The 20,778-nt window shown below is 53.6% G+C and carries 17 protein-coding genes; 4 read left to right on the forward strand and 13 right to left on the reverse strand.

Annotated features, from left to right (window positions below; genetic code table 11):
* Positions 1 to 4: 4 nt before the first annotated feature.
* The 9 genes from nuoI to lrhA form a co-directional block, all read right to left on the reverse strand.
* Positions 5 to 547 carry an NADH-quinone oxidoreductase subunit NuoI gene (gene nuoI, locus AC6I8W_RS14470; RefSeq protein ID WP_013509879.1) on the reverse strand — a complete coding sequence of 181 codons (543 nt, stop codon included), beginning with the start codon at positions 545 to 547 and terminating at the stop codon, positions 5 to 7.
* An 11-nt stretch (positions 548 to 558) separates the two neighbouring features.
* On the reverse strand, positions 559 to 1,533 hold the full coding sequence (gene nuoH / locus AC6I8W_RS14475; RefSeq protein ID WP_021185071.1) for an NADH-quinone oxidoreductase subunit NuoH: 975 nt from the start codon (positions 1,531 to 1,533) through the stop codon (positions 559 to 561).
* Positions 1,530 to 4,253: an NADH-quinone oxidoreductase subunit NuoG gene (gene nuoG, locus AC6I8W_RS14480; protein WP_497835579.1), complete on the reverse strand. Its 2,724-nt coding sequence runs from the start codon at positions 4,251 to 4,253 to the stop codon at positions 1,530 to 1,532. Before nuoG ends, nuoH begins: the two co-directional genes overlap by 4 nt.
* A gap of 105 nt (positions 4,254 to 4,358) precedes the next feature.
* Positions 4,359 to 5,699 carry an NADH-quinone oxidoreductase subunit NuoF gene (gene nuoF / locus AC6I8W_RS14485; protein WP_497838196.1) on the reverse strand — a complete coding sequence of 447 codons (1,341 nt, stop codon included), beginning with the start codon at positions 5,697 to 5,699 and terminating at the stop codon, positions 4,359 to 4,361.
* A gap of 2 nt (positions 5,700 to 5,701) precedes the next feature.
* Positions 5,702 to 6,217: an NADH-quinone oxidoreductase subunit NuoE gene (nuoE, locus tag AC6I8W_RS14490; RefSeq protein WP_013509883.1), complete on the reverse strand. Its 516-nt coding sequence runs from the start codon at positions 6,215 to 6,217 to the stop codon at positions 5,702 to 5,704.
* A gap of 2 nt (positions 6,218 to 6,219) precedes the next feature.
* Entirely contained in the window at positions 6,220 to 8,019 is a 1,800-nt protein-coding gene (nuoC, locus tag AC6I8W_RS14495; protein WP_497835580.1) for an NADH-quinone oxidoreductase subunit C/D, read from the reverse strand.
* A 115-nt stretch (positions 8,020 to 8,134) separates the two neighbouring features.
* Positions 8,135 to 8,812 carry a NuoB/complex I 20 kDa subunit family protein gene (locus AC6I8W_RS14500; protein ID WP_013509885.1) on the reverse strand — a complete coding sequence of 226 codons (678 nt, stop codon included), beginning with the start codon at positions 8,810 to 8,812 and terminating at the stop codon, positions 8,135 to 8,137.
* Positions 8,813 to 8,827: 15 nt separating this feature from the next.
* A complete protein-coding gene (locus AC6I8W_RS14505; protein WP_013509886.1) occupies positions 8,828 to 9,271 on the reverse strand; it encodes an NADH-quinone oxidoreductase subunit A in 444 nt (147 codons plus the stop codon).
* Between the two features lie 660 nt (positions 9,272 to 9,931).
* Entirely contained in the window at positions 9,932 to 10,855 is a 924-nt protein-coding gene (lrhA, locus tag AC6I8W_RS14510; protein ID WP_007889314.1) for a transcriptional regulator LrhA, read from the reverse strand.
* A gap of 967 nt (positions 10,856 to 11,822) precedes the next feature.
* On the opposite strand from lrhA, the gene AC6I8W_RS14515 reads away from it, so the two are divergent.
* A complete protein-coding gene (locus AC6I8W_RS14515) occupies positions 11,823 to 13,040 on the forward strand; it encodes a pyridoxal phosphate-dependent aminotransferase (protein WP_013509888.1) in 1,218 nt (405 codons plus the stop codon).
* 69 nt (positions 13,041 to 13,109) lie between these two features.
* Positions 13,110 to 13,709: a 5'-deoxynucleotidase gene (gene yfbR / locus AC6I8W_RS14520; RefSeq protein WP_497835581.1), complete on the forward strand. Its 600-nt coding sequence runs from the start codon at positions 13,110 to 13,112 to the stop codon at positions 13,707 to 13,709.
* A gap of 91 nt (positions 13,710 to 13,800) precedes the next feature.
* Here yfbR and AC6I8W_RS14525 read toward each other — a convergent pair whose 3' ends face one another.
* The 3 genes from AC6I8W_RS14525 to yfbV all read right to left on the reverse strand — a co-directional run bounded on the left by AC6I8W_RS14525 (position 13,801) and on the right by yfbV (position 15,574).
* Entirely contained in the window at positions 13,801 to 14,460 is a 660-nt protein-coding gene (locus AC6I8W_RS14525) for a sugar phosphatase (protein ID WP_497835582.1), read from the reverse strand.
* A 14-nt stretch (positions 14,461 to 14,474) separates the two neighbouring features.
* Positions 14,475 to 14,969 carry a YfbU family protein gene (locus AC6I8W_RS14530; protein WP_497835583.1) on the reverse strand — a complete coding sequence of 165 codons (495 nt, stop codon included), beginning with the start codon at positions 14,967 to 14,969 and terminating at the stop codon, positions 14,475 to 14,477.
* A 152-nt stretch (positions 14,970 to 15,121) separates the two neighbouring features.
* A complete protein-coding gene (yfbV, locus tag AC6I8W_RS14535) occupies positions 15,122 to 15,574 on the reverse strand; it encodes a terminus macrodomain insulation protein YfbV (RefSeq protein WP_036626815.1) in 453 nt (150 codons plus the stop codon).
* Positions 15,575 to 15,912: 338 nt separating this feature from the next.
* Here yfbV and ackA point away from each other — a divergent pair, with 338 nt between their 5' ends.
* Both ackA and pta read left to right on the forward strand, forming a co-directional pair.
* On the forward strand, positions 15,913 to 17,115 hold the full coding sequence (gene ackA, locus AC6I8W_RS14540) for an acetate kinase (RefSeq protein WP_497835584.1): 1,203 nt from the start codon (positions 15,913 to 15,915) through the stop codon (positions 17,113 to 17,115).
* Positions 17,116 to 17,184: 69 nt separating this feature from the next.
* Positions 17,185 to 19,329 (forward strand): phosphate acetyltransferase, encoded by a 2,145-nt coding sequence (gene pta, locus AC6I8W_RS14545; protein WP_497835585.1) that lies wholly within the window; start codon positions 17,185 to 17,187, stop codon positions 19,327 to 19,329.
* A 102-nt stretch (positions 19,330 to 19,431) separates the two neighbouring features.
* On the opposite strand, the gene AC6I8W_RS14550 is transcribed toward pta, so the two are convergent.
* Complete coding sequence (locus AC6I8W_RS14550; protein ID WP_497835586.1) at positions 19,432 to 20,517, reverse strand: ABC transporter ATP-binding protein; 1,086 nt, start codon at positions 20,515 to 20,517, stop codon at positions 19,432 to 19,434.
* Between the last annotated feature and the right edge of the window lie 261 nt (positions 20,518 to 20,778).

A 20,778-nucleotide genomic window follows, 5' to 3' on the forward strand; every position in this document is an offset into this window, starting at 1 on the left:
CTCCTTAAGGTAACAAGCCTTTGACGTCGATGGGTTTGGCTTCGTTTTCCGCGTCGCCTTTACCTTTGCCGTCAATTGCCATACCCGCCATGCGGTAGAAGTTGTACTCCGGATATTTACCCGGACCGGAGATCAACAGGTCCTGTTTTTCGTACACCAGATCCTGGCGCTTAAACTCACCCAGTTCGAAATCCGGGGTCAGCTGGATAGCGGTGGTCGGACAGGCTTCTTCGCACAGACCACAGAAAATACAGCGTGAAAAGTTGATGCGGAAGAACTCCGGATACCAGCGACCATCCTGCATTTCCGCTTTTTGCAGCGAAATACAACCTACCGGACAGGCTACCGCACACAGGTTACAGGCCACACAGCGTTCTTCGCCGTCCGGGTCGCGCGTCAGCACGATACGACCACGGTAGCGCGGCGGCAGGTACACTGGTTCTTCCGGGTACATCTGGGTTTCGCGCTTGGCGAAGGCATGCATGCCTATCATCCAGATACTGCGCACTGTCGTGCCGAAGCCAACGACAATATCTTTTAAAGTCATCTCAAAACCCCTTACTGCGCGGACAGAATCACTGCGGCGGTCGCCAGCAGGTTCAACAGCGTCAACGGCAGACACACTTTCCAGCCGAACGACAGCACCTGGTCATAGCGTGGACGCGGAAGCGCAGCACGAATCAGGATAAACATCATCATGAAGAACGCGGTCTTAATGGCGAACCAGATGAACGGCGGCAGGAAGGGTCCGTGCCAGCCACCGAAGAACAGCGTCACAATCAGCGCTGATACGGTGGTGATCGCCACATATTCACCGACAAAGAACAAACCAAACTTCATCCCGGCATATTCGATGTGGTAACCATCGGCCAGTTCCTGTTCCGCTTCCGGCTGGTCAAACGGGTGACGGTGACATACCGCAACGCCTGCGATACAGAAGGTCAGGAAGCCGAAGAATTGCGGAATGATGTTCCACAGGTGCGCCTGGCTTTCGACGATGGCGTTCAAATTGAATGAACCCGCCTGCGCCACCACGCCCATCAGCGACAGGCCGAGAAACACTTCGTAGCTCAGGGTCTGCGCAGAAGCACGCATTGCACCGAGCAGCGAGTATTTGTTGTTACTCGACCAGCCCGCAAACAGCACCGCATACACCGCCAGACCGGCCATCATCAGGAAGAACAACAGACCGATGTTCAGGTCAGTCACCATCCAGGTCGGTGATACCGGTACAATGGCGAAGGCCAGCAGCAGCGAAACAAACGCAATCACCGGTGCCAGGGTAAAGATAAAACGGTCAGTAAAGGGCGGAACCCAGTCCTCTTTAAAGAACATTTTCAACATGTCTGCGGCTAATTGCAGTGAACCGCCCCAACCTACACGGTTTGGTCCGTAACGGTTCTGCCAGAGGCCGAGCAGACGACGCTCGGCAAAACTCATGAAGGCACCACAGGCCACGACCACCAGCAAGATGACGATGGCTTTGACGATGCTAATCAGGATGTCAATAACGTCCGGTGTCAGCCAGCTCATTGCGGCGCCTCCTGCAATTTGTCAATTTGCGCACCCGAGAGGAACGGCGGCACGCCCGGCATACCCAGCGGCAGGCCAACCTGTCCCGCCTGCAACGCGCTGGAGAAGCGCACCGGCAGGCGCAGCGTTTCACCAGCACATACCAGATCAACGGCAGCACCGTTGTTAACGCCCAGTTTTTCCGCATCGGACGGGTTAATTACCAGGGTGGCCGGTGCCATACGCTTCTGGAATACCGGAGAACGCTGGGTCATCTCCTCGCTACCGAACAGTTGATAGTAAGGCGCGACACGCCACTGGCTGCCACCGACGAAGCTGTCCGGAATCGCGCTGAACCACGGCAATGCACCTTCCGTAGCTTCAAACAGGCGTACGCCCGGATCACCATTGCGCAGCTTACCGCCCACTTCGGCCTGGAATTTGTTCCACGCCTGGGGGGAGTTCCAGCCTGGCGCCCAGGCAAACGGGATCTGCGAACGCGCAGCGCCCGGCTGGTTGTTCCCTTCCATTGAGAAGGCGAACATGGTGTCTTTATCCTGCGGCTGACGCGGTTCGTGCACGCTGATATTGGCGCGTGCAGCGGTACGACCACTGTAACGATGCGGTGAACGCGCCAGTTTTTGTCCGCGAATACGGAAGCTGGCGTCTGGCGCTGCATCTTTGATGCCTTTCAGTTGCGGCAGAGCAGCAATGGCGGCATCAATCACATGATCGAGCAGCGTCCAGTCAACCTGGCGGCTTTCCACCGTGCTGTGCAGCGAGTGCAGCCAGCGCCAGCTCTCCAGCATCACTACGCTGTTGTCGTAATAAGCGGGATCGTAAACCTGGAAGAAACGCTGGGCGCGGCCTTCATGGTTGATCGAGGTACCGTCGCTTTCCGCAAAGCTGGCGGTAGAGAACACCAGATTGGCTTTCTCCAGCGTGGCGGTGCGTTGATGGTCGACCACAATCACGTTAGCAGCCTTAGCCAGCGCCGCATCCACCGTCGCTTTCGGCGCGTGACGATAGAGATCGTTTTCCAGAACCACCAGGGCATCGGCTTCGCCGTTGCTCAGTTGCGCCAGCGCGCTATCCAGCGATGCGCCGCCCATCAGACCGAGGCCGATGCTGTTCGCGGCTGAAGCCAGCAGCGTAATGCCGACATCCGCGCCACGCGCTTTCAGCGCTTTAGCGACGTTGGCTGCTGCTTCAATCATCGCGGTGCTGCCAGAGTGGGTACCGGAGATGATCAGCGGCTTCTTCGCCCCTGCCAGCGCCTGCACCACAACATCCAGCTTGCCATTCAAAGCGTTATCAAAATTGCTCACCGCCGGTGCGGTGTCATCCAGCGCGTGGGCGATGGCAAACCCGAGACGCGCCTGGTCTTCAATCGGCGCACGGTAGCTCCATGCAGCGATATCATCCAGACGGGTTTCATCAACATTGGTCACAAACAGCGGGTGTTTTGCGTGCTGACCGATGTTAAGGATCGCCGCAATCTGCCAGTCGGCCACTTTCTGTGCCGCCGCCATTTCGCGGGCTTTACCTTTCACCGCCTGACGCACCGAAAGTGCGACGCGCGCGCCGACCTGCGTCAGATCTTCACCCAGCACCAGCACCGCATCGTAGCTTTCAATCTCACGCAGTGACGGGGTATAGATGCCGCCTTCACGCAGCACTTTCAGCATCAGCTCAAGGCGCGCCTGCTCGCCAGCGGGCATACCGGTGGAGAAGTTTTCTGCACCCACCAACTCACGCAACGCAAAGTTGCTTTCAATGCTGGCGCGCGGGGAGCCAATACCGATAACTCTTTTCGCCTGACGCAACACGTCTGCCGCGGCGTTAACCGCCTGTTCGGCGTTCAGCGTAACCCAGTCATTACCGCGCAGCTGCACCGGATGACGTGGACGATCTTTACGGTTGACGTAACCATAACCAAAGCGACCACGGTCACACAGGAAGTAGTGGTTTACCGTGCCGTTATAACGGTTTTCGATGCGACGCAGTTCGCCATAACGCTCACCCGGGCTGGTGTTACAGCCGACACTGCACTGCTGGCAGATGCTCGGGGCAAACTGCATATCCCACTTACGGTTGTAGCGTTCGGAGTGGGTTTTATCGGTGAACACGCCGGTCGGACAGATTTCGACCAGGTTGCCGGAGAATTCGCTCTCCAGCGTGCCATCTTCCGGGCGACCGAAATAGACGTTGTCGTGTGCACCGTAAACGCCAAGGTCTTTGCCGTCTGCATAATCTTTGTAGTAACGCACGCAGCGGTAACAGGCGATACAGCGGTTCATTTCATGCGAAATGAACGGGCCAAGATCCTGATTCTGGTGGGTACGTTTGGTGAAACGATAACGACGGAAGCTATGGCCCGTCATCACCGTCATATCTTGCAGGTGGCAGTTACCGCCCTCTTCGCACACCGGGCAGTCGTGCGGGTGGTTGGTCATCAGCCATTCCACCACGCTTTCACGAAACTCTTTCGCTTCGCCATCGTCGATGGAGATAAAAGTACCGTCCATTGCCGGCGTCATGCAGGACATGACAAGGCGACCGCGGGTATCTTCGGCATTCTGGAATTGCTTTACCGCACACTGGCGGCAGGCACCGACGCTTCCCAGCGCGGGATGCCAGCAAAAATAAGGAATATCAAGGCCCAGGGAGAGACAAGCCTGTAGCAGGTTGTCCGCCCCGTTCACATCATACTCTTTACCGTCTACATGGATTGTAGCCATAGTGAATATGCTTCCGTAAGGCCCGTCCGGAGACGAGCGTTAAACATCTCTTTCTTCCCCTGTCGCGAGACTCTCGCCACAAGGTAATCCGTGTACGGCGGCTGATTACCAGCGCGCTTTCAGCAGGTTAGGCTGAATACCGCCAATAGCGCGGGTATTGCCAAACACCTGCGGCGCAATGCCGGCTTCAAACTCTTCACGGAAATATTTAATCGCGCTTTGCAGCGGCTCGACGGCACCCGGCGCGTGCGCACAGAAGGTTTTACCTGGGCCAAGCTGGCGGCAAAGCTGTTGCAGGGTTTCGATATCCCCCGGCTGACCTTGCTTTTGCTCCAGCGCACGCAGGATCTTCACGCTCCACGGCAGACCATCACGACATGGCGTGCACCAGCCGCAGGATTCACGGGCAAAGAACTCTTCCAGATTGCGCACCAGCGACACCATGTTGATCTCGTGATCTACCGCCATCGCCAGCGCAGTTCCCAGACGGCTACCGGCTTTACCAATGCTGGCAAATTCCATCGGCAGGTCGAGATGCTGATCGGTGAGGAAGTCAGTTCCTGCGCCACCGGGTTGCCAGGCTTTGAACTTCAGGCCGTCGCGCATACCACCGGCGTAATCCTCAAGGATTTCACGCGCGGTGATACCGAACGGCAACTCCCAGACGCCCGGATTTTTCACGCGGCCTGAGAAGCCCATCATTTTGGTGCCGGTGTCTTCGCTGGTGGATATGTTTTTGTACCACTCCACACCATTGAGGAAGATGGCAGGCACGTTCGACAGCGTCTCAACGTTGTTGACACAGGTCGGCTTGCCCCAGACGCCAGCACTGGCCGGGAACGGTGGCTTGGAACGCGGATTAGCGCGACGCCCTTCCAGCGAGTTGATCAATGCCGTCTCTTCGCCACAGATGTAGCGACCCGCCCCGGTATGGACGATCAGTTCGAAATCAAAACCGGTACCGAGAATGTTTTTACCGAGGAAACCCGCTTCCGTCGCTTCAGCAATCGCCCGACGCAGATGTACCGCGGCTTCGATGTACTCACCGCGCAGGAAGATATAGCCACGGTACGCTTTCAGCGCAAACGCACTGATCAGCATGCCTTCCACCAACTGGTGCGGCAGTTGTTCCATCAGCAGACGGTCTTTATAGGTGCCCGGCTCCATTTCATCGGCGTTACACAGCAAGTAACGGATGTTCATGGATTCGTCTTTCGGCATCAGGCTCCATTTCAGGCCGGTGTTAAAGCCTGCACCACCACGGCCTTTCAGACCGGAGTCTTTCACCGTTGCGACGATTTCGTCCTGGCTCATGCTTTTCAGCGCTTTTTCTGCACCGACATAGCCGTTTTTGCTGCGATATTCATCAATCCACACCGGCTGTTTATCATCACGCAAACGCCAGGTCAGGGGATGGGTTTCCGCAGTACGAATGATCTGTTTGATAGTCATTGATACTGCTCCAGTAAAGTGGCGATACCTTCCGGCGTCAGATGAACGTGGGTGTCTTCATCCACCATCATGGTCGGGCCTTTATCGCAGTTACCCAGACAACAGGTCGGCAGCAGCGTAAAGCGACCGTCCGGCGTAGTCTGGCCCGGTTTGATATGCAGGTTCTGTTCTAAAGCGGCCTGAATCCCCTGATAACCGGTGATATGGCATACCACGCTGTCGCAGTAACGGATCACATGGCGACCAACCGGCTGGCGATAAATCTGGCTGTAGAAGGTCGCAACTCCTTCCACGTCACTGGCCGGAATACCGAGTACCTCAGCAATGGCGTTAATCGCGCCATCAGGTACCCAGCCACGCTGTTTCTGCACGATCTTCAGGGCTTCAATCGAAGCCGCGCGCGCATCTTCGTAATGGTGTTTTTCGTGCTCAATCGCGTGGTGTTCTGCCTCGCTCAGCACAAAGACCTCATTAGGGTCGATCGTTTGGATGGCAATTTTTTGATCGTGCATAATTAGCGGTCCACGTCTGACATAACAAAATCGATACTACCGAGGTAAACGATCAGGTCGGATACCAGGCTGCCACGGATCACTGACGGGATCTGCTGCAGATGCGGGAAGCTCGGCGTACGCACACGGGTGCGGTAGCTCATGGTGCTGCCGTCGCTGGTCAGGTAGTAACTGTTGATCCCTTTGGTCGCCTCGATCATCTGGAAAGATTCGTTGACTGGCATTACCGGTCCCCAGGAAACCTGCAGGAAGTGGGTAATCAGGGTTTCAATGTGCTGCAGCGTGCGCTCTTTTGGTGGCGGCGTGGTCAGCGGGTGATCCGCTTTGAACGGACCTTCCGGCATGTTTTTCAGGCACTGCTCCAGAATACGCAGCGACTGCCACATCTCTTCCATTTTCAGCATCACGCGGGTGTAGGCATCGCTGATCCCTGCACCGACCGGAATCTCGAAATCGAAATTCTCATAACCTGAATATGGACGCCATTTACGCACGTCAAAATCAAGACCGGTGGCGCGCAGACCGGCACCGGTGGTACCCCAGGCCAGTGCTTCGTCCATGTTGTACGCCGCAACGCCCTGTGAACGGCCCATCAGCACGCGGTTGCGCAGCGCGGCTTTGTCGTACTCTTTCAGGCGTTTTGGCATCCAGTCGAGGAAGTCACGCAGCAGACGTTCCCAGCCTTTCGGCAGATCGTGCGCCACACCACCAATACGGAACCACGCCGGGTGCATACGGAAACCCGTGATGGCTTCCACTACGTCGTAGATTTTCTGGCGGTCGGTAAAGGCAAAGAACACCGGCGTCATCGCGCCGACGTCCTGAATAAAGGTGGAGATATACAGCAGATGGCTATTGATGCGGAACAGTTCCGACAGCATCACGCGGATCACATTGACGCGATCCGGCACGGTGATACCCGCCAGTTTCTCTACCGCCAGTACATACGGCATCTCGTTGACGCAACCGCCGAGATACTCGATACGGTCGGTGTACGGGATGTAGCTGTGCCAGGACTGGCGCTCGCCCATTTTCTCGGCACCACGGTGGTGATAACCGACATCCGGGACGCAATCGACGATCTCTTCACCGTCCAGTTGCAGGATGATGCGAAACGCACCGTGCGCTGACGGGTGGTTCGGACCGAGGTTGAGGAACATAAAGTCCTCATTGGCAGTGCTGCGCTTCATGCCCCACTCTTCCGGCTTGAAGGTCAGAGACTCCATCTCAAGATCTTCTTTTTGCTTGGTCAGCGTGAAGGGATCAAACTCGGTGGCGCGCGCCGGATAGTCCTTGCGCAGCGGATGCCCTTCCCACGTCTGCGGCATCATGATGCGCGTCAGATGCGGATGACCATCAAAGGTCATGCCAAACATTTCCCAGGTTTCGCGCTCATACCAGTTGGCATTCGGGAAAATTTTGGTGATGGTTGGCAGATGCATATCGTTTTCAGACAGCGCAACCTTGAGCATGATGTCGCGATTGCGTTCAATGGACAGCAGATGATAGAAAACGGAAAAATCCGCGGCAGGTAACCCAGCGCGGTTGGTACGTAAACGCTCATCCATACCATGCAAATCATAAAGCATGACGTACGGCTTCGGCAGCTTACGCAGAAATTCGACAACTTCCAGTAATTGTTCACGCTTCACCCATACCACCGGGATGCCGGTGCGGGTGGCCTGAACGGTAAAGGCGTCCGGCCCAAAACGGTTACGCAGCTCGCCGATCACCGGGTCGTCCAGGTGATCCCGGGTTTGCCATGCTGGCTGAGCGAGATCTTGCGTGGTTAAATCTGTCATACGTTACTCACCATTCCGGCCTGTAATCAGGCACTCAAAAGAAGGCGTCAGGATGGCGGCACACATTAAATTGTGGTGTTCTGCTGCGGCCGTGGCTCCATCCGTGTACGGGTGCTTAAACTTCGTCGGGTGTTCTCAGGTTGGTGACCGCTATGCGTTCACCGCGTTTTCTTTCGCGTTCCGACTGCATATTGGCGCGATACACACCCTGATCACCCACCACCCACGAGAGCGGACGACGCTCTTTACCGATGGACTCACGTAACAGCAGCAGCGCCTGCATATAAGCTTCCGGACGCGGCGGGCAGCCTGGGATATACACATCCACCGGCAGGAATTTGTCCACGCCCTGCACCACTGAGTAAATGTCGTACATGCCGCCAGAGTTGGCGCAGGCTCCCATCGAGATGACCCATTTCGGTTCCAGCATCTGGTCATATAAACGCTGAATCACCGGTGCCATTTTGGTGAAGGGCGTACCGGCAATGACCATGAAGTCAGCCTGACGCGGGGAGGCACGCATAACTTCCGCACCAAAGCGTGCCACGTCATGTACCGCTGTGAATGACGTGGTCATCTCCACGTAGCAACAGGAAAGGCCGAAGTTATACGGCCAGAGAGAGTTTTTACGACCCCAGTTCACCATGTCGTGCAGGGCATGCTCAAGTTTGCCCATATAGACGCTGCGGTGAACGTGCTGCTCCAGAGGATCGGCGACAATCTCCTGTTTTTGCAGCGGATAGCGATCGTTATCGCCCCCGTTTGGGTCTACGCGTGTCAGCGTGTAGTCCATCTTATTGCCTCGCTTTTACTGCTTATGAGGGTTGGTGTGGCTGTGACTGATCGGGACCGATTTGACGACCACGCGACGACGCGCAGGCGCCCAATCCAGCGCTCCGATGCGAACCAGGTAAACCAGGCCTGCCAGCAGCACCAAAATGAAAATTGCGGCTTCGACAAAGCCGACCCAGCCGCTTTCGCGGATGGAGGTCGACCATGCGTATAAAAAGAGGGCTTCGACGTCGAAAATTACGAAGAACATCGCAACCAGATAGAATTTTGCGGAGAGGCGAATATGGGTGTCACCGACCGAGTCGATACCCGATTCAAACGGGGTGTTTTTGTAGCGCGCTTTGGCGCGTCCACCTAACAACCAGCCACCGGTCAACATGAAAGCACAGAGACCGAATGCAATAACGATAAATACAATAAATGCCCAGTGATGAGCGATCACTTCTGTGGTTGTCGACATACTCTTTGCTTACTCATCAAAAGTGGCGCTGGCATCCTGCACTGTCGCAGCAAACACACCACATCGATTCAAGGGAAGGATAAAAAACCTTATAAACTTTGCTGTCATTATCAATTAAGCAGCAATTTTATGGGGTTTTTTACTCCTTTCTATAACCTTTTGTCAACTTTGACAAAAGTATCCAAACATTATTTTACATCCGCAGCATATTATTAACATACAAGGTCCATTGCGCCAGCTAAATCGCTTCAGTTTGTGAGGTTAATTTTAGTGTAGCGGGTATTCACATGCATGGATCGTGCATTTAACAATCATATTTTGACAGGTATTAACTGGATTTCCTTGTCCTTTTCAGGGCTATTTTTTTGATCCAGAACACATAACAGTGCTTTTTGCTGTAAAAATCGGCAAAACGGCCAGGCAAGCGCCCAGGGGAAGATGGCACGAATTGATAAAATCGTTCCACTTCAATTGAAAATGGAACGCATTTCATTTTTCAGGAAGACAGGAAATGATTTGGTGCTAATTTCACCTGATTAATATCGGAAAAACACCATAAAAAAAGCCTTAGCCAGAAAAAACCAGGCTAAGGCTTATTTATATCAGTTTTAACAATTGACCGATGTTCTATTTGAGAACGATTATCGGCTCAGATTGTCATTACTCTTCGTCATCCAGCAGCAGCGTACCATCCGGATTCGCGCTCAGGTTGTACGGATCGTTAGTTGACTGCATAGCATTGAAGATCGCCAGCGCCAGTTCATTATCGCTGTCCGGGTTACGGCACAGCAGATATTGCGTATCCGGCAATACAGGTAAACCTTCAGCGGCCCCCATGACACGCAGCTCAGGACTCATCATCTCGACCGGACGCGCGGTGACGCCAAGCCCGGCTTTAACCGCAGCACGGACCGCCGCCAACGTGGAAGCAACATAAGAAATGCGCCACGGAATACCGGCTTCGTTCAGATGGTCGATCGCCATATCGCGATACGGGCTGGGTTCATCCAGCAGCACCAATGGAATCGCTTCACCGCGCTGGAAGATGTAGTCAGCCGCGCAGTACCATAAGGTCGGCGACGTGCGCAGTACCTGATGGGTGAAGTTACCCGGACTGGAGGTGGTCACCACCAAGTCCACTTCGCCCTGGTTCAGCATTTCCATCATAAATGGATTACGCTTTACGCGGACATCAATCGCCAGTTTCGGATAGACCGACGTCACGCGATTAAGCAGGAATGGCAGGATGGTGTCAGATGTGTCATCAGAAGCGCCAATGGTCAGCACGCCCTGAATATTGCTGTACATCAGAGAGGTACAAGCTTCGTCGTTGAAACGAAGGATCTTTCTGGCGTAGCCCAGCAGTTGGATGCCATGCTCCGTCAGCAATTTATTACGTCCATGTCTGGCAAACAGCTCTTTACCTACCAATTGTTCCAGACGCTGCATCTGCTGGCTTACTGCTGATTGCGTTCTGCACACGGCTGCAGCCGCAGCTGCAAAGGTGTTCAGGTCAGCAACGGCGACGAAAGTTCTCAGCAGATCGAGGTCGAGATTCAGTATCGGACGATTTGCATTAGTCATGTTTTTCTTCACTTATAAGATTTTTTACAAACTACTACCCTGGTGTATTACCTTGCTTATCATTGGGATAAGAGGTAATGGTGCTTAATGACAGTCCTGTGTGGAGACTGTCATGAAAAACTTTATCAGGCGGATTCCAACGATTACGTCACTCTGAAGACAGAGCAGCGGCGTCACAAAGACAGAACAACTTCTTGGGCCGAAAGCGTAAATCGCGCAAATGCAGGAAGCTGTGTAGTTGCCTGGTTTTCTGCCAAAAAAAACGGCGAATCAAAAAAATGATAACTGCATGTTATGATGATGCGAAGAGGTAAACTGCATCAAATAATAAATTATACTTAATCATTTTTGCACCAGAAAGGGAAATGTTTTTATCAGAAACCTTGTAATTTTTGACCAAAACCCCTTTCCAGCACATCCTGCCACAACGCTGCTCATTTTTTAAGCCCCCCTGGCTCCTAAACTTCTTAGGGAAAGCTTAAGTTTCAGCGCAAATGCTCTTTATAGCACCTTGTCATGAGCCGCCCGGACCCGGTACGTTCCTGATTTAGCCGATTGAAACCCGATAAGAATGACGCGCATTTTCTAACGCCAGCAGAGGGTGTACCCACAATGATTAACTATTCGGCTTCTGACAAATATTCTTTAACTATTTCATTACGTCGCTAATAATTCTTTATCGCAGTTGTGAATAAATATTTTTTAATCGCACGTTGATTATCTGGATTAGGGAGTTTACACAACAGCTCATCTCACCCAGCATTAAATTTCAACATTCTTTACTTTACTGGACAATTAAACCACTTTAATTAGTCTAAGATATCTTTTCCCCCAGGACTAGCTTAAAAAATTGCCAAACACGCCAAAACCTGTAGTGACCCTTCTTTTGTTACGGGGAGAGGAGTAAATTGGGCGGGTTTGTTTTTTGTGGCAGGTTAAATGGACTCTGCCCGTTAAGGCGGTAGCGATGAATTTTCAAATTGATAAATCCGGTAAGCTGGATAATGTCTGCTATGACATCCGTGGACCGGTACTGAAAGAGGCGAAACGTCTCGAAGAAGAAGGCAACAAAGTTCTCAAACTCAATATTGGCAACCCTGCCCCGTTTGGTTTTGAAGCCCCCGATGAAATCCTGGTTGATGTGATCCGCAACCTGCCCAGCGCGCAAGGATATTGTGACTCCAAAGGTCTTTATTCAGCGCGCAAAGCGATCATGCAGCATTACCAGGCGCGCGAGATGCGCGATATGACCGTTGAAGACATCTATATTGGCAACGGTGTTTCAGAGCTGATCGTGCAAGCGATGCAGGCCCTGCTGAACAGCGGTGACGAGATGTTGGTGCCCGCACCAGATTACCCGTTATGGACAGCGGCGGTTTCGCTTTCCAGTGGTAAAGCGGTTCATTATCTGTGTGATGAATCCTCGGACTGGTTCCCGGACCTGGATGATATCCGTAGCAAAATCACGCCACGCACGCGTGGTATCGTGATCATCAACCCGAATAACCCGACCGGTGCGGTATACAGCAAAGAACTGCTGCTGGAAATTGTCGAGATTGCGCGTCAACATAACTTGATCATTTTCGCCGATGAGATCTACGACAAAATTCTGTACGACGAAGCCCAGCACCACTCTATTGCCGCACTGGCACCGGACCTGCTGACTGTCACCTTTAACGGCCTGTCAAAAACCTATCGCGTTGCCGGGTTCCGTCAGGGCTGGATGGTGCTGAATGGTCCGAAAAAACATGCCAAAGGTTATATTGAAGGTCTGGAAATGCTGGCTTCAATGCGCCTGTGCGCCAACGTACCGGCGCAACATGCGATCCAGACGGCGCTGGGTGGTTATCAGAGTATCAGCGAGTTTATCGCACCCGGTGGGCGTTTATATGAACAGCGCCAGCGTGCATGGGAATTGATTAATGACATTCCCGGTGTCAGCTGTGTGAAACCGCAAGGCGCGCTGTATATGTTCCCGCGTATCGATGCGAAGAAATTCAACCTGTTCGACGACCAAAAAATGGTGCTTGATTTCCTGTTACAGGAAAAAGTGCTATTGGTTCAGGGTACCGCGTTCAACTGGCCGTGGCCGGATCATGTGCGTATTGTGACCCTGCCGCGCGTCGACGATCTGGAGATGGCCATCAGCAAGTTTGGTCGTTTCCTGCAAGGGTATCGTCAGTAATCTCAGACGCGTATAGTTGTGGTATTTCGGGGAGAGTCCTCTCTCCCTGTAATACGACAGGAACCGCTCATGACCCGAAGCCATTTTTTCGCCCATCTCTCCCGTCTCAAACTGATCAACCGCTGGCCGCTGATGCGCAACGTGCGCACTGAAAACGTCTCTGAACACAGTCTTCAGGTGGCAATGGTTGCTCATGCGCTGGCGATCATTAAGAACAAGAAATTTAACGGTAATTTGAACGCAGAGCGCATCGCGATGCTGGCGCTTTATCATGATGCCAGTGAAGTGCTAACCGGTGACCTGCCGACACCGGTGAAGTACTACAACGCGCAAATCGCCCACGAATACAAGAAAATCGAGAAGATTGCGCAGCATAAGCTGATTGAGATGCTGCCGCCAGAATTGCAGGACGCCTACCGCCCACTGCTCGATGAACACCTGCACAGCGAAGCGGATCAGGCGGTGGTAAAACAAGCCGACGCCCTGTGCGCGTATGTGAAGTGTCTTGAGGAGTTATCTGCCGGGAACAATGAATTCCTGCTGGCAAAAGCGCGGCTGGAAAAAACCCTGGCAGAGCGCCGTTCGCCGGAAATGGATTATTTTGTTGAGGTATTCATTCCCAGCTTTAGCCTGTCACTGGATGAGATTTCGCAGGACACACCGCTGTAAAACTTAACACCCTGCAAGGCACACCGTAGCGGCGCGATTTATCGCGCGTCTTTTAAACCAGCGCGATAAATCGCGCCGCCACGGGATTGACTTAACCGTTTAATGCCAGGGTAAAACCGCCCTTCCCATCACCGGTCACCACCAAGGCTTCCAGCGTGGTTAGCGAAAAAGTCACATCGCTAAGACGTGGAGTATCGGCTGGCGCATTCACGGCAATCACCGCGCTTGCAGCATTCAACCCCGCCAGCACACCCGCAGGGGCATCTTCCACTACCACGCATTCGCGCGCGCTAAGTCCCAGTTTCTCGGCTCCCAACAGATAGGCATCCGGCTCCGGCTTGCCGCGTTTGACATTCTCCGCAGTAATAAACACCGCAGGCGCAGGCAGGCCAGCGGCTTTGTGACGTGCATGGGCTACCGGAATCGAACCCGAAGTCACAATCGCCCACGGGATTTGCAGCTCGTTCAGCGTTGCCAGCAGCGCCTGCGCGCCAGGCAAAGCGCGCACGCCGTCAGTATCTGACGCCTCATTACTTTCCAGACGTAAAAACTCCGCCTGAATCGCTTCCTCGCTCTGGCCCGCCATAAAATGACGCAGCGACGTTATTGCCTGTTTGCCATGAATAAAGCTCAGAATTTCGTGGGCAGAAAAACCATGACGTGCGCCCCATTGTGTCCACGCGCGTTCTACAGCAGGCAGCGAATCCACCAACGTGCCATCCAAATCAAACAGAAAACCTCGATACGTCACTCGCTACTCCTTCTTCAGGCATTGAGGATTTGCGCGATCTCATTCGCGCTTAAATGGTACTGACGCGGACAAGTGTGCCACAGCGCCAGCATACGTTGATATTTTTCCCACATCGGCGTTTGCGCATTGAAACCGTGGGTGCCGGAATCGAACTGCGTGTAGCGTCCTTCAGTGTTGACCATAAAGCGCACATAGCCGAGATAGCGCGCTTCCGTCGCGGCATCAAAGCCGAGAAAGGCCAGACGACGTTCCTCAACCTGAGAACCCTGTTTCAGATTGGACCAGGAAACATGCAGTGCGTGGTGCATCTCCATGATATCGATCAGGGTGCGACAGGTCGCCTCACTCAGCTCACCAAACTCTTTGTCCAGCTCGCGCAGTTGCAGGCCATAGCCGCGTTCAATGATGGTTTGATAACGACGATAGCGCTCGGCATTATCCGGCTCCAGCATCGCCATCATTTTGTACTGATTCGACAGGATGAGCCGCTGTGCGTGGGTCATTTCCATGATGTTCTCCAGGGTCATTGCGACCGTTTAAAATTTAAACCAATGGAGAAATGATTGCACAACGTAAGTGATGCGGGTATGTCCGCACCACTTTTCTTTGATTTGACCCCGGATAAGCAGCAAATTCTGTCGCCGCGAAAAGTCTCTGGCGATCAAAGATCGTCAAGGAAGGTACGATCGAGTTGCTTAAAAGCACGCTTCAGCACATCAGCCAGTGCCTGATAGGTTGGCTTCCCTTCTACGGGGGCAATCGCCTGCCCGGCCTCTTCCAGTTTGGCACGCACTTCATGGAACCATTGCAATAAGGTTGGCGGCAGCGGTGTCATCGAGCGTTTACCCAACCACCACAGCCCTTGCATCGGCAGGCTACAGGCAAACAACGCGGTCGCGACGGCCGGTCCCAGTTGTCCACCCATGGCGATTTGCCAGGTCAGGGTGAAGATGGCCAGCGGCGGCATAAAACGAATGGAAAAACGTGTTGCCGTCACCACGCGATTCTCAGGAAAAACCGGTGCCAGGCGTTTATCGGCCGGCCAGGTCTTCATGTAGTGCTGTCCACGCTGAAATAAACCAAACCAGCCAGGATTGCCTGTGTCATTCGCCATGATAGACCTCAACTATTATTACAATATTTAAAATAAACTGATAACCACACAACTTTACGTGACATCTTTCAAAATTTTTTGTCTTTAAGGGTGACACTGAGTATTCTGACGCCGTTTCAGCAACATTACCGGAAGCTACTGCTCAATTAAAGAACAGTTTAGAGCCATGTTTCGCTAAGCGGATTTCAAAAATTCGCGTAAAATTACCAAAATTTTTTGCGGAACGGTCTCTTTTTGACTACCGCATGATGTTAATCATTAATTTACCAGCTTTCATGGGCTACGCTGTTAGTCTGATCGCGTTATTTTTCGCCACTATTTAACCAATAGGTACTTCCATGTCGACGAAGTTAGTTCTGGTTCTGAACTGCGGCAGCTCCTCACTCAAGTTTGCCATCCTCAACCCCGCCAGCGGCGACGAATATCTCTCCGGTCTGGCTGAATGCTTCCATCTGCCTGAAGCACGCATTAAATGGAAGCTGGAAGGTAGCAAACAGGAAGCCCCTCTGGGTGCGGGTGCTGCGCATAGCGAAGCCCTCAACTTCATTGTTAAAACTATTCTGGCACAAAAACCAGAGCTGTCGGCACAAATCGCTGCAATCGGTCATCGCATCGTGCATGGCGGCGAACAGCTGACCCAATCTGTCGTGATTGATGAATCCGTTATCCAGGGTATCAAAGACGCCTCTTCCTTTGCTCCGCTGCACAATCCGGCACACCTGATTGGTATCGACGAAGCGATGAAAAACTTCCCGCATCTGTCAGACAAGAATGTGGCGGTTTTTGATACAGCTTTCCATCAGACAATGCCTGAAGAATCTTATCTCTATGCTCTGCCGTACAAACTGTATAAAGAGCATGGCGTACGTCGTTATGGCGCGCATGGCACCAGTCACTATTATGTGACCCAGGAAGCGGCCAAAATGCTGGGTAAACCGGTTGAAGAGTTGAACGTCATCACCTGCCACCTCGGCAACGGCGGTTCCGTTTCGGCCATCCGTAACGGCGTGTGTGTTGACACCTCAATGGGTCTGACCCCGCTGGAAGGTCTGGTGATGGGTACCCGCAGCGGTGACATCGATCCGGCGATCGTCTTCTTCCTGCACGACACTCTCGGCATGAGCGTCGATGCCATCAACAAACTGCTGACCAAAGAGTCCGGCCTGCTGGGTCTGACTGAAGTCACCAGCGACTGCCGTTACGTGGAAGATAACTACACCACCAAAGAAGATGCTAAACGCGCCATGGACGTGTTCTGTCATCGTCTGGCGAAGTATATCGGTGGCTACACCTCCCTGATGGAAGGCCGTCTGGACGCCGTGGTGTTCACCGGTGGTATCGGTGAAAATGCCGCGATGGTCCGCGAACTGTCGTTGCAGAAACTGGGTTTAATTGGCTTCGAAGTGGATCACGAACGTAACCTGGCCGCGCGTTTCGGCAAGTCTGGCTTCATTAACAAAGAAGGGACTCGCCCGGCCGTGGTGATCCCGACCAACGAAGAGTTGGTCATCGCCCAGGACGCAGCGCGTCTAACCGCATAAATGCTTCTCTCCGTCAGCTCAGGCTGACGGAGTTGTTTTGAGCCATTGCAATACCAGAGAGGATATAACGTGTCTCGTACAATTATGCTCATTCCAACCGGCACCAGCGTCGGCCTGACCAGCGTCAGCCTCGGCGTGATCCGTGCGATGGAACGCAAAGGCGTGCGCCTGAGCGTATTCAAGCCTATCGCCCAGCCACGTGCTGGCGGCGATACACCGGACCAGACCACCACCATCATTCGTAAGAACTCCGCGATCCCAGCCGCTGAACCGCTGCTGATGTCACGCGTTGAGTCGCTGCTGGGTTCCAACCAGCAGGACGTATTGATGGAAGAGATCATCGCCCGCTACCACGAAAACACCAAAGACGCCGAAGTGGTGCTGGTTGAAGGTCTGGTGCCGACGCGCAAACATCAGTTTGCCTCGGCGCTGAACTATGAAATCGCCAAAACTCTGAATGCGGAAATTGTATTTGTTACCGCGCTCGGCAACGATTCTCCGGCGCAATTGAAAGAACGTATCGAACTGACGCAAAGCAGCTTTGGCGGCAGCAAGAACAAAAACATCACCGGCGTGATCATCAATAAATTGAATGCCCCGGTGGATGAACAGGGCCGTACCCGCCCGGATTTGTCAGAGATCTTTGACGACTCATCCAAAGCCAGCATTGCCAACATCGATCCGAAGCAACTGTTTGCCGACAGCCCGCTGCCGGTGTTGGGTTGTGTGCCGTGGAGCTTTGACCTGATCGCTACCCGCGCGATTGATATGTCTCGCCATCTGAACGCCGACATCATCAATGAAGGTGACATCCACACCCGCCGGGTGAAATCCGTCACCTTCTGTGCCCGTAGTATCCCGCATATGCTTGAGCATTTCCGTCCTGGCTCACTGCTGGTCACCTCGGCTGACCGTCCGGATGTGCTGGTTGCGGCCTGCCTGGCAGCGATGAATGGCGTGGAAATTGGTGCCATTCTACTGACCGGTGGCTACCAGGTTGATGAACGTATTGGTCGTCTGTGCGAACGTGCCTTCCAAACGGGCCTGCCGGTATTTATGGTGAAAACCAACACCTGGCAAACCTCCCTCAGCCTGCAAAGCTTCAACCTGGAAGTTCCGGCTGACGATACGCAGCGCATCGAAAAAGTCCAGGAGTACGTTGCCAGCTACATCAACAACGACTGGATCGAATCGCTGACCGCCACCTCAGAGCGTAGCCGTCGCCTGTCACCGCCAGCATTCCGCTACCAGCTTACTGAGCTGGCACGCAAAGCGGGCAAACGCATCGTCCTGCCGGAAGGCGACGAGCCGCGTACCGTGAAAGCGGCCTCCATTTGCGCTGAACGTGGTATCGCAACTTGCGTGCTGCTGGGTAACCCGGATGAGATCCAGCGTGTTGCCGCAGCACAAGGCGTTGAACTGGGCAAAGGTATCGAGATTGTCGATCCGGAAGTGGTGCGTGAGAACTATGTGCCGCGCCTGGTCGAACTGCGTAAGAGCAAAGGCATGACCGAAGTGGTCGCGCAGGAGCAGCTGGAAGACAACGTGGTGCTGGGCACCATGATGCTGGAAAGCGGCGAAGTTGACGGCCTGGTATCCGGTGCCGTGCACACCACCGCCAATACCATCCGTCCACCGTTGCAGTTGATCAAAACCGCGCCGAACAGCTCACTGGTTTCTTCGGTGTTCTTTATGCTGCTGCCGGAGCAGGTGCTGGTGTATGGCGACTGCGCCATCAACCCGGACCCGAACCCGGAACAGCTGGCCGAGATCGCCATCCAATCCGCCGATTCAGCCAAGGCCTTCGGTATCGATCCACGCGTAGCGATGATCTCCTACTCCACCGGTAACTCTGGTGCCGGTAGCGATGTCGAGAAAGTGCGTGAAGCAACGCGTATCGCGCAGGAAAAACGCCCGGATCTGGTGATTGACGGCCCGTTGCAGTATGACGCCGCCATCATGGAAGACGTAGCGAAATCGAAAGCGCCGAACTCGCAGGTTGCGGGCCGTGCGACCGTGTTCATCTTCCCGGATCTGAACACCGGTAACACCACCTACAAAGCGGTACAACGTTCTGCCGACCTGATCTCCATCGGACCGATGTTGCAAGGCATGCGCAAGCCGGTGAACGACCTGTCGCGCGGTGCGCTGGTGGACGATATCGTCTACACCATCGCGCTGACGGCGATTCAGTCACAGCAGGCTGAAGGTTAAAACGCATAAGGCGTCCCGTGGGACGCCTTTTTTTGCGCGATAAATCGCGCCGCTACGGCCATCTGCGGTTTGTAGCGGCGCGATTTATCGCGCATTACTGCATTATTGCAACATCACATCCAACGCACGCAGATGCTGCGGCTGCCACGACAACGTCACCTGTGCGCCTGGCTGCCAGCTTTTATCCATCTTAGATGGCGACAGTTTCACCATAAAGTTCCCCTGCCCCGCCACGCTGGTCAGCATGCGCACATGGTCACCAAGATAAATAAACTGCTGGATCTGCGCCTGCACGATCTGATCGCCCTGTTCTGGTGCATTGACGTTTACGCGCTCCGGACGAATGCTGAGCTGGATCTTTTTACCCGGCGAGCTGGGACGCACTTTCAACGCATCGAGTTGCGTGCCATCATCCAATTTCACCTGATAGAAATCCCCGTTCTGTGCCACCTGCGTTGCCAGCAAGCTATTGTTTTCACCGATAAACTGCGCAACAAAAGCGTTCTCTGGCTGCTCGTAAAGTTTATCCGGGCTAGCCATCTGCTGGATCATACCGTCGTTAAACACCGCCACCCGATCGGACATGGTCATCGCTTCGCTTTGATCGTGCGTTACATAGACGATCGTCAGGCCAAGCATATCGTGTAACTGTTTGATCTCCATCTGCATATGTTCGCGCAGTTGCTTGTCCAGCGCACCGAGCGGCTCATCCATCAATACCAGCTTCGGCTCGAACACCAGCGCACGCGCCAGGGCCACACGTTGCTGTTGTCCACCGGACATTTGCGCCGGGTAGCGATCCGCCAGCGAGGTTAGTTTGATCATATCCAGAATGCGATCCACGCGAGATTTGATATCGGCTTTGTTCATACGCCGGATCGACAGCGGAAACGCGAGGTTTTCCGCCACCGTCATATGCGGGAACAGCGCGTAGTTCTGAAACACCATGCCAATATCACGCTGGTGCGGCGGCAGCGTATGCAACGGTTTATCACGCAATAAAATCTCGCCATCGGTCGGTGTTTCAAAGCCCGCCAGCATCATCAGACTGGTGGTTTTACCTGAGCCGGACGGGCCAAGTAGCGTGAGAAACTCCCCTTCCTCCACGTCAAGATTGAGGTTACGCACCACCAGCTTATCGCCGTCGTAACTCTTTTTTATGTTCCTGAAACTAACGAAATTTCTCATGACGTTCTCTCGTAATGCGTGAAGGAAGTGTAATCCAGGCACAGTTCCTGCATGAACAAGCTGAAAATGCACATGCTGGCGGCTCTTTTTTTAGCACTACCACATCGCATTTCAGGAACACAAGAGAAATTTGACAATTCAACTACAAAATTAGCCTGAATCAAAATTCACAGGCTATTGATTTCTATTGTCTTTTTAAATTCAATGTTGCATTAATGTTAAGCACAACAGAACTGCACTGATTACGTGCCCTGCACCGTG

Source organism: Pantoea sp. X-Soil-TKNS-1211, assembly GCF_059730495.1.

What these genes read in the sequence shown, in the direction of transcription:
- nuoI (WP_013509879.1), bottom strand. Translation starts at nt 547, where the DNA reads ATGACTTTAAAAGATATTGTCGTTGGCTTCGGCACGACAGTGCGCAGT.
- nuoH (WP_021185071.1), bottom strand. Translation starts at nt 1,533, where the DNA reads ATGAGCTGGCTGACACCGGACGTTATTGACATCCTGATTAGCATCGTC.
- nuoG (WP_497835579.1), bottom strand. Translation starts at nt 4,253, where the DNA reads ATGGCTACAATCCATGTAGACGGTAAAGAGTATGATGTGAACGGGGCG.
- nuoE (WP_013509883.1), bottom strand. Translation starts at nt 6,217, where the DNA reads ATGCACGATCAAAAAATTGCCATCCAAACGATCGACCCTAATGAGGTC.
- nuoC (WP_497835580.1), bottom strand. Translation starts at nt 8,019, where the DNA reads ATGACAGATTTAACCACGCAAGATCTCGCTCAGCCAGCATGGCAAACC.
- AC6I8W_RS14500 (WP_013509885.1), bottom strand. Translation starts at nt 8,812, where the DNA reads ATGGACTACACGCTGACACGCGTAGACCCAAACGGGGGCGATAACGAT.
- AC6I8W_RS14505 (WP_013509886.1), bottom strand. Translation starts at nt 9,271, where the DNA reads ATGTCGACAACCACAGAAGTGATCGCTCATCACTGGGCATTTATTGTA.
- lrhA (WP_007889314.1), bottom strand. Translation starts at nt 10,855, where the DNA reads ATGACTAATGCAAATCGTCCGATACTGAATCTCGACCTCGATCTGCTG.
- AC6I8W_RS14515 (WP_013509888.1), top strand. Translation starts at nt 11,823, where the DNA reads ATGAATTTTCAAATTGATAAATCCGGTAAGCTGGATAATGTCTGCTAT.
- yfbR (WP_497835581.1), top strand. Translation starts at nt 13,110, where the DNA reads ATGACCCGAAGCCATTTTTTCGCCCATCTCTCCCGTCTCAAACTGATC.
- AC6I8W_RS14530 (WP_497835583.1), bottom strand. Translation starts at nt 14,969, where the DNA reads ATGGAAATGACCCACGCACAGCGGCTCATCCTGTCGAATCAGTACAAA.
- yfbV (WP_036626815.1), bottom strand. Translation starts at nt 15,574, where the DNA reads ATGGCGAATGACACAGGCAATCCTGGCTGGTTTGGTTTATTTCAGCGT.
- ackA (WP_497835584.1), top strand. Translation starts at nt 15,913, where the DNA reads ATGTCGACGAAGTTAGTTCTGGTTCTGAACTGCGGCAGCTCCTCACTC.
- AC6I8W_RS14550 (WP_497835586.1), bottom strand. Translation starts at nt 20,517, where the DNA reads ATGAGAAATTTCGTTAGTTTCAGGAACATAAAAAAGAGTTACGACGGC.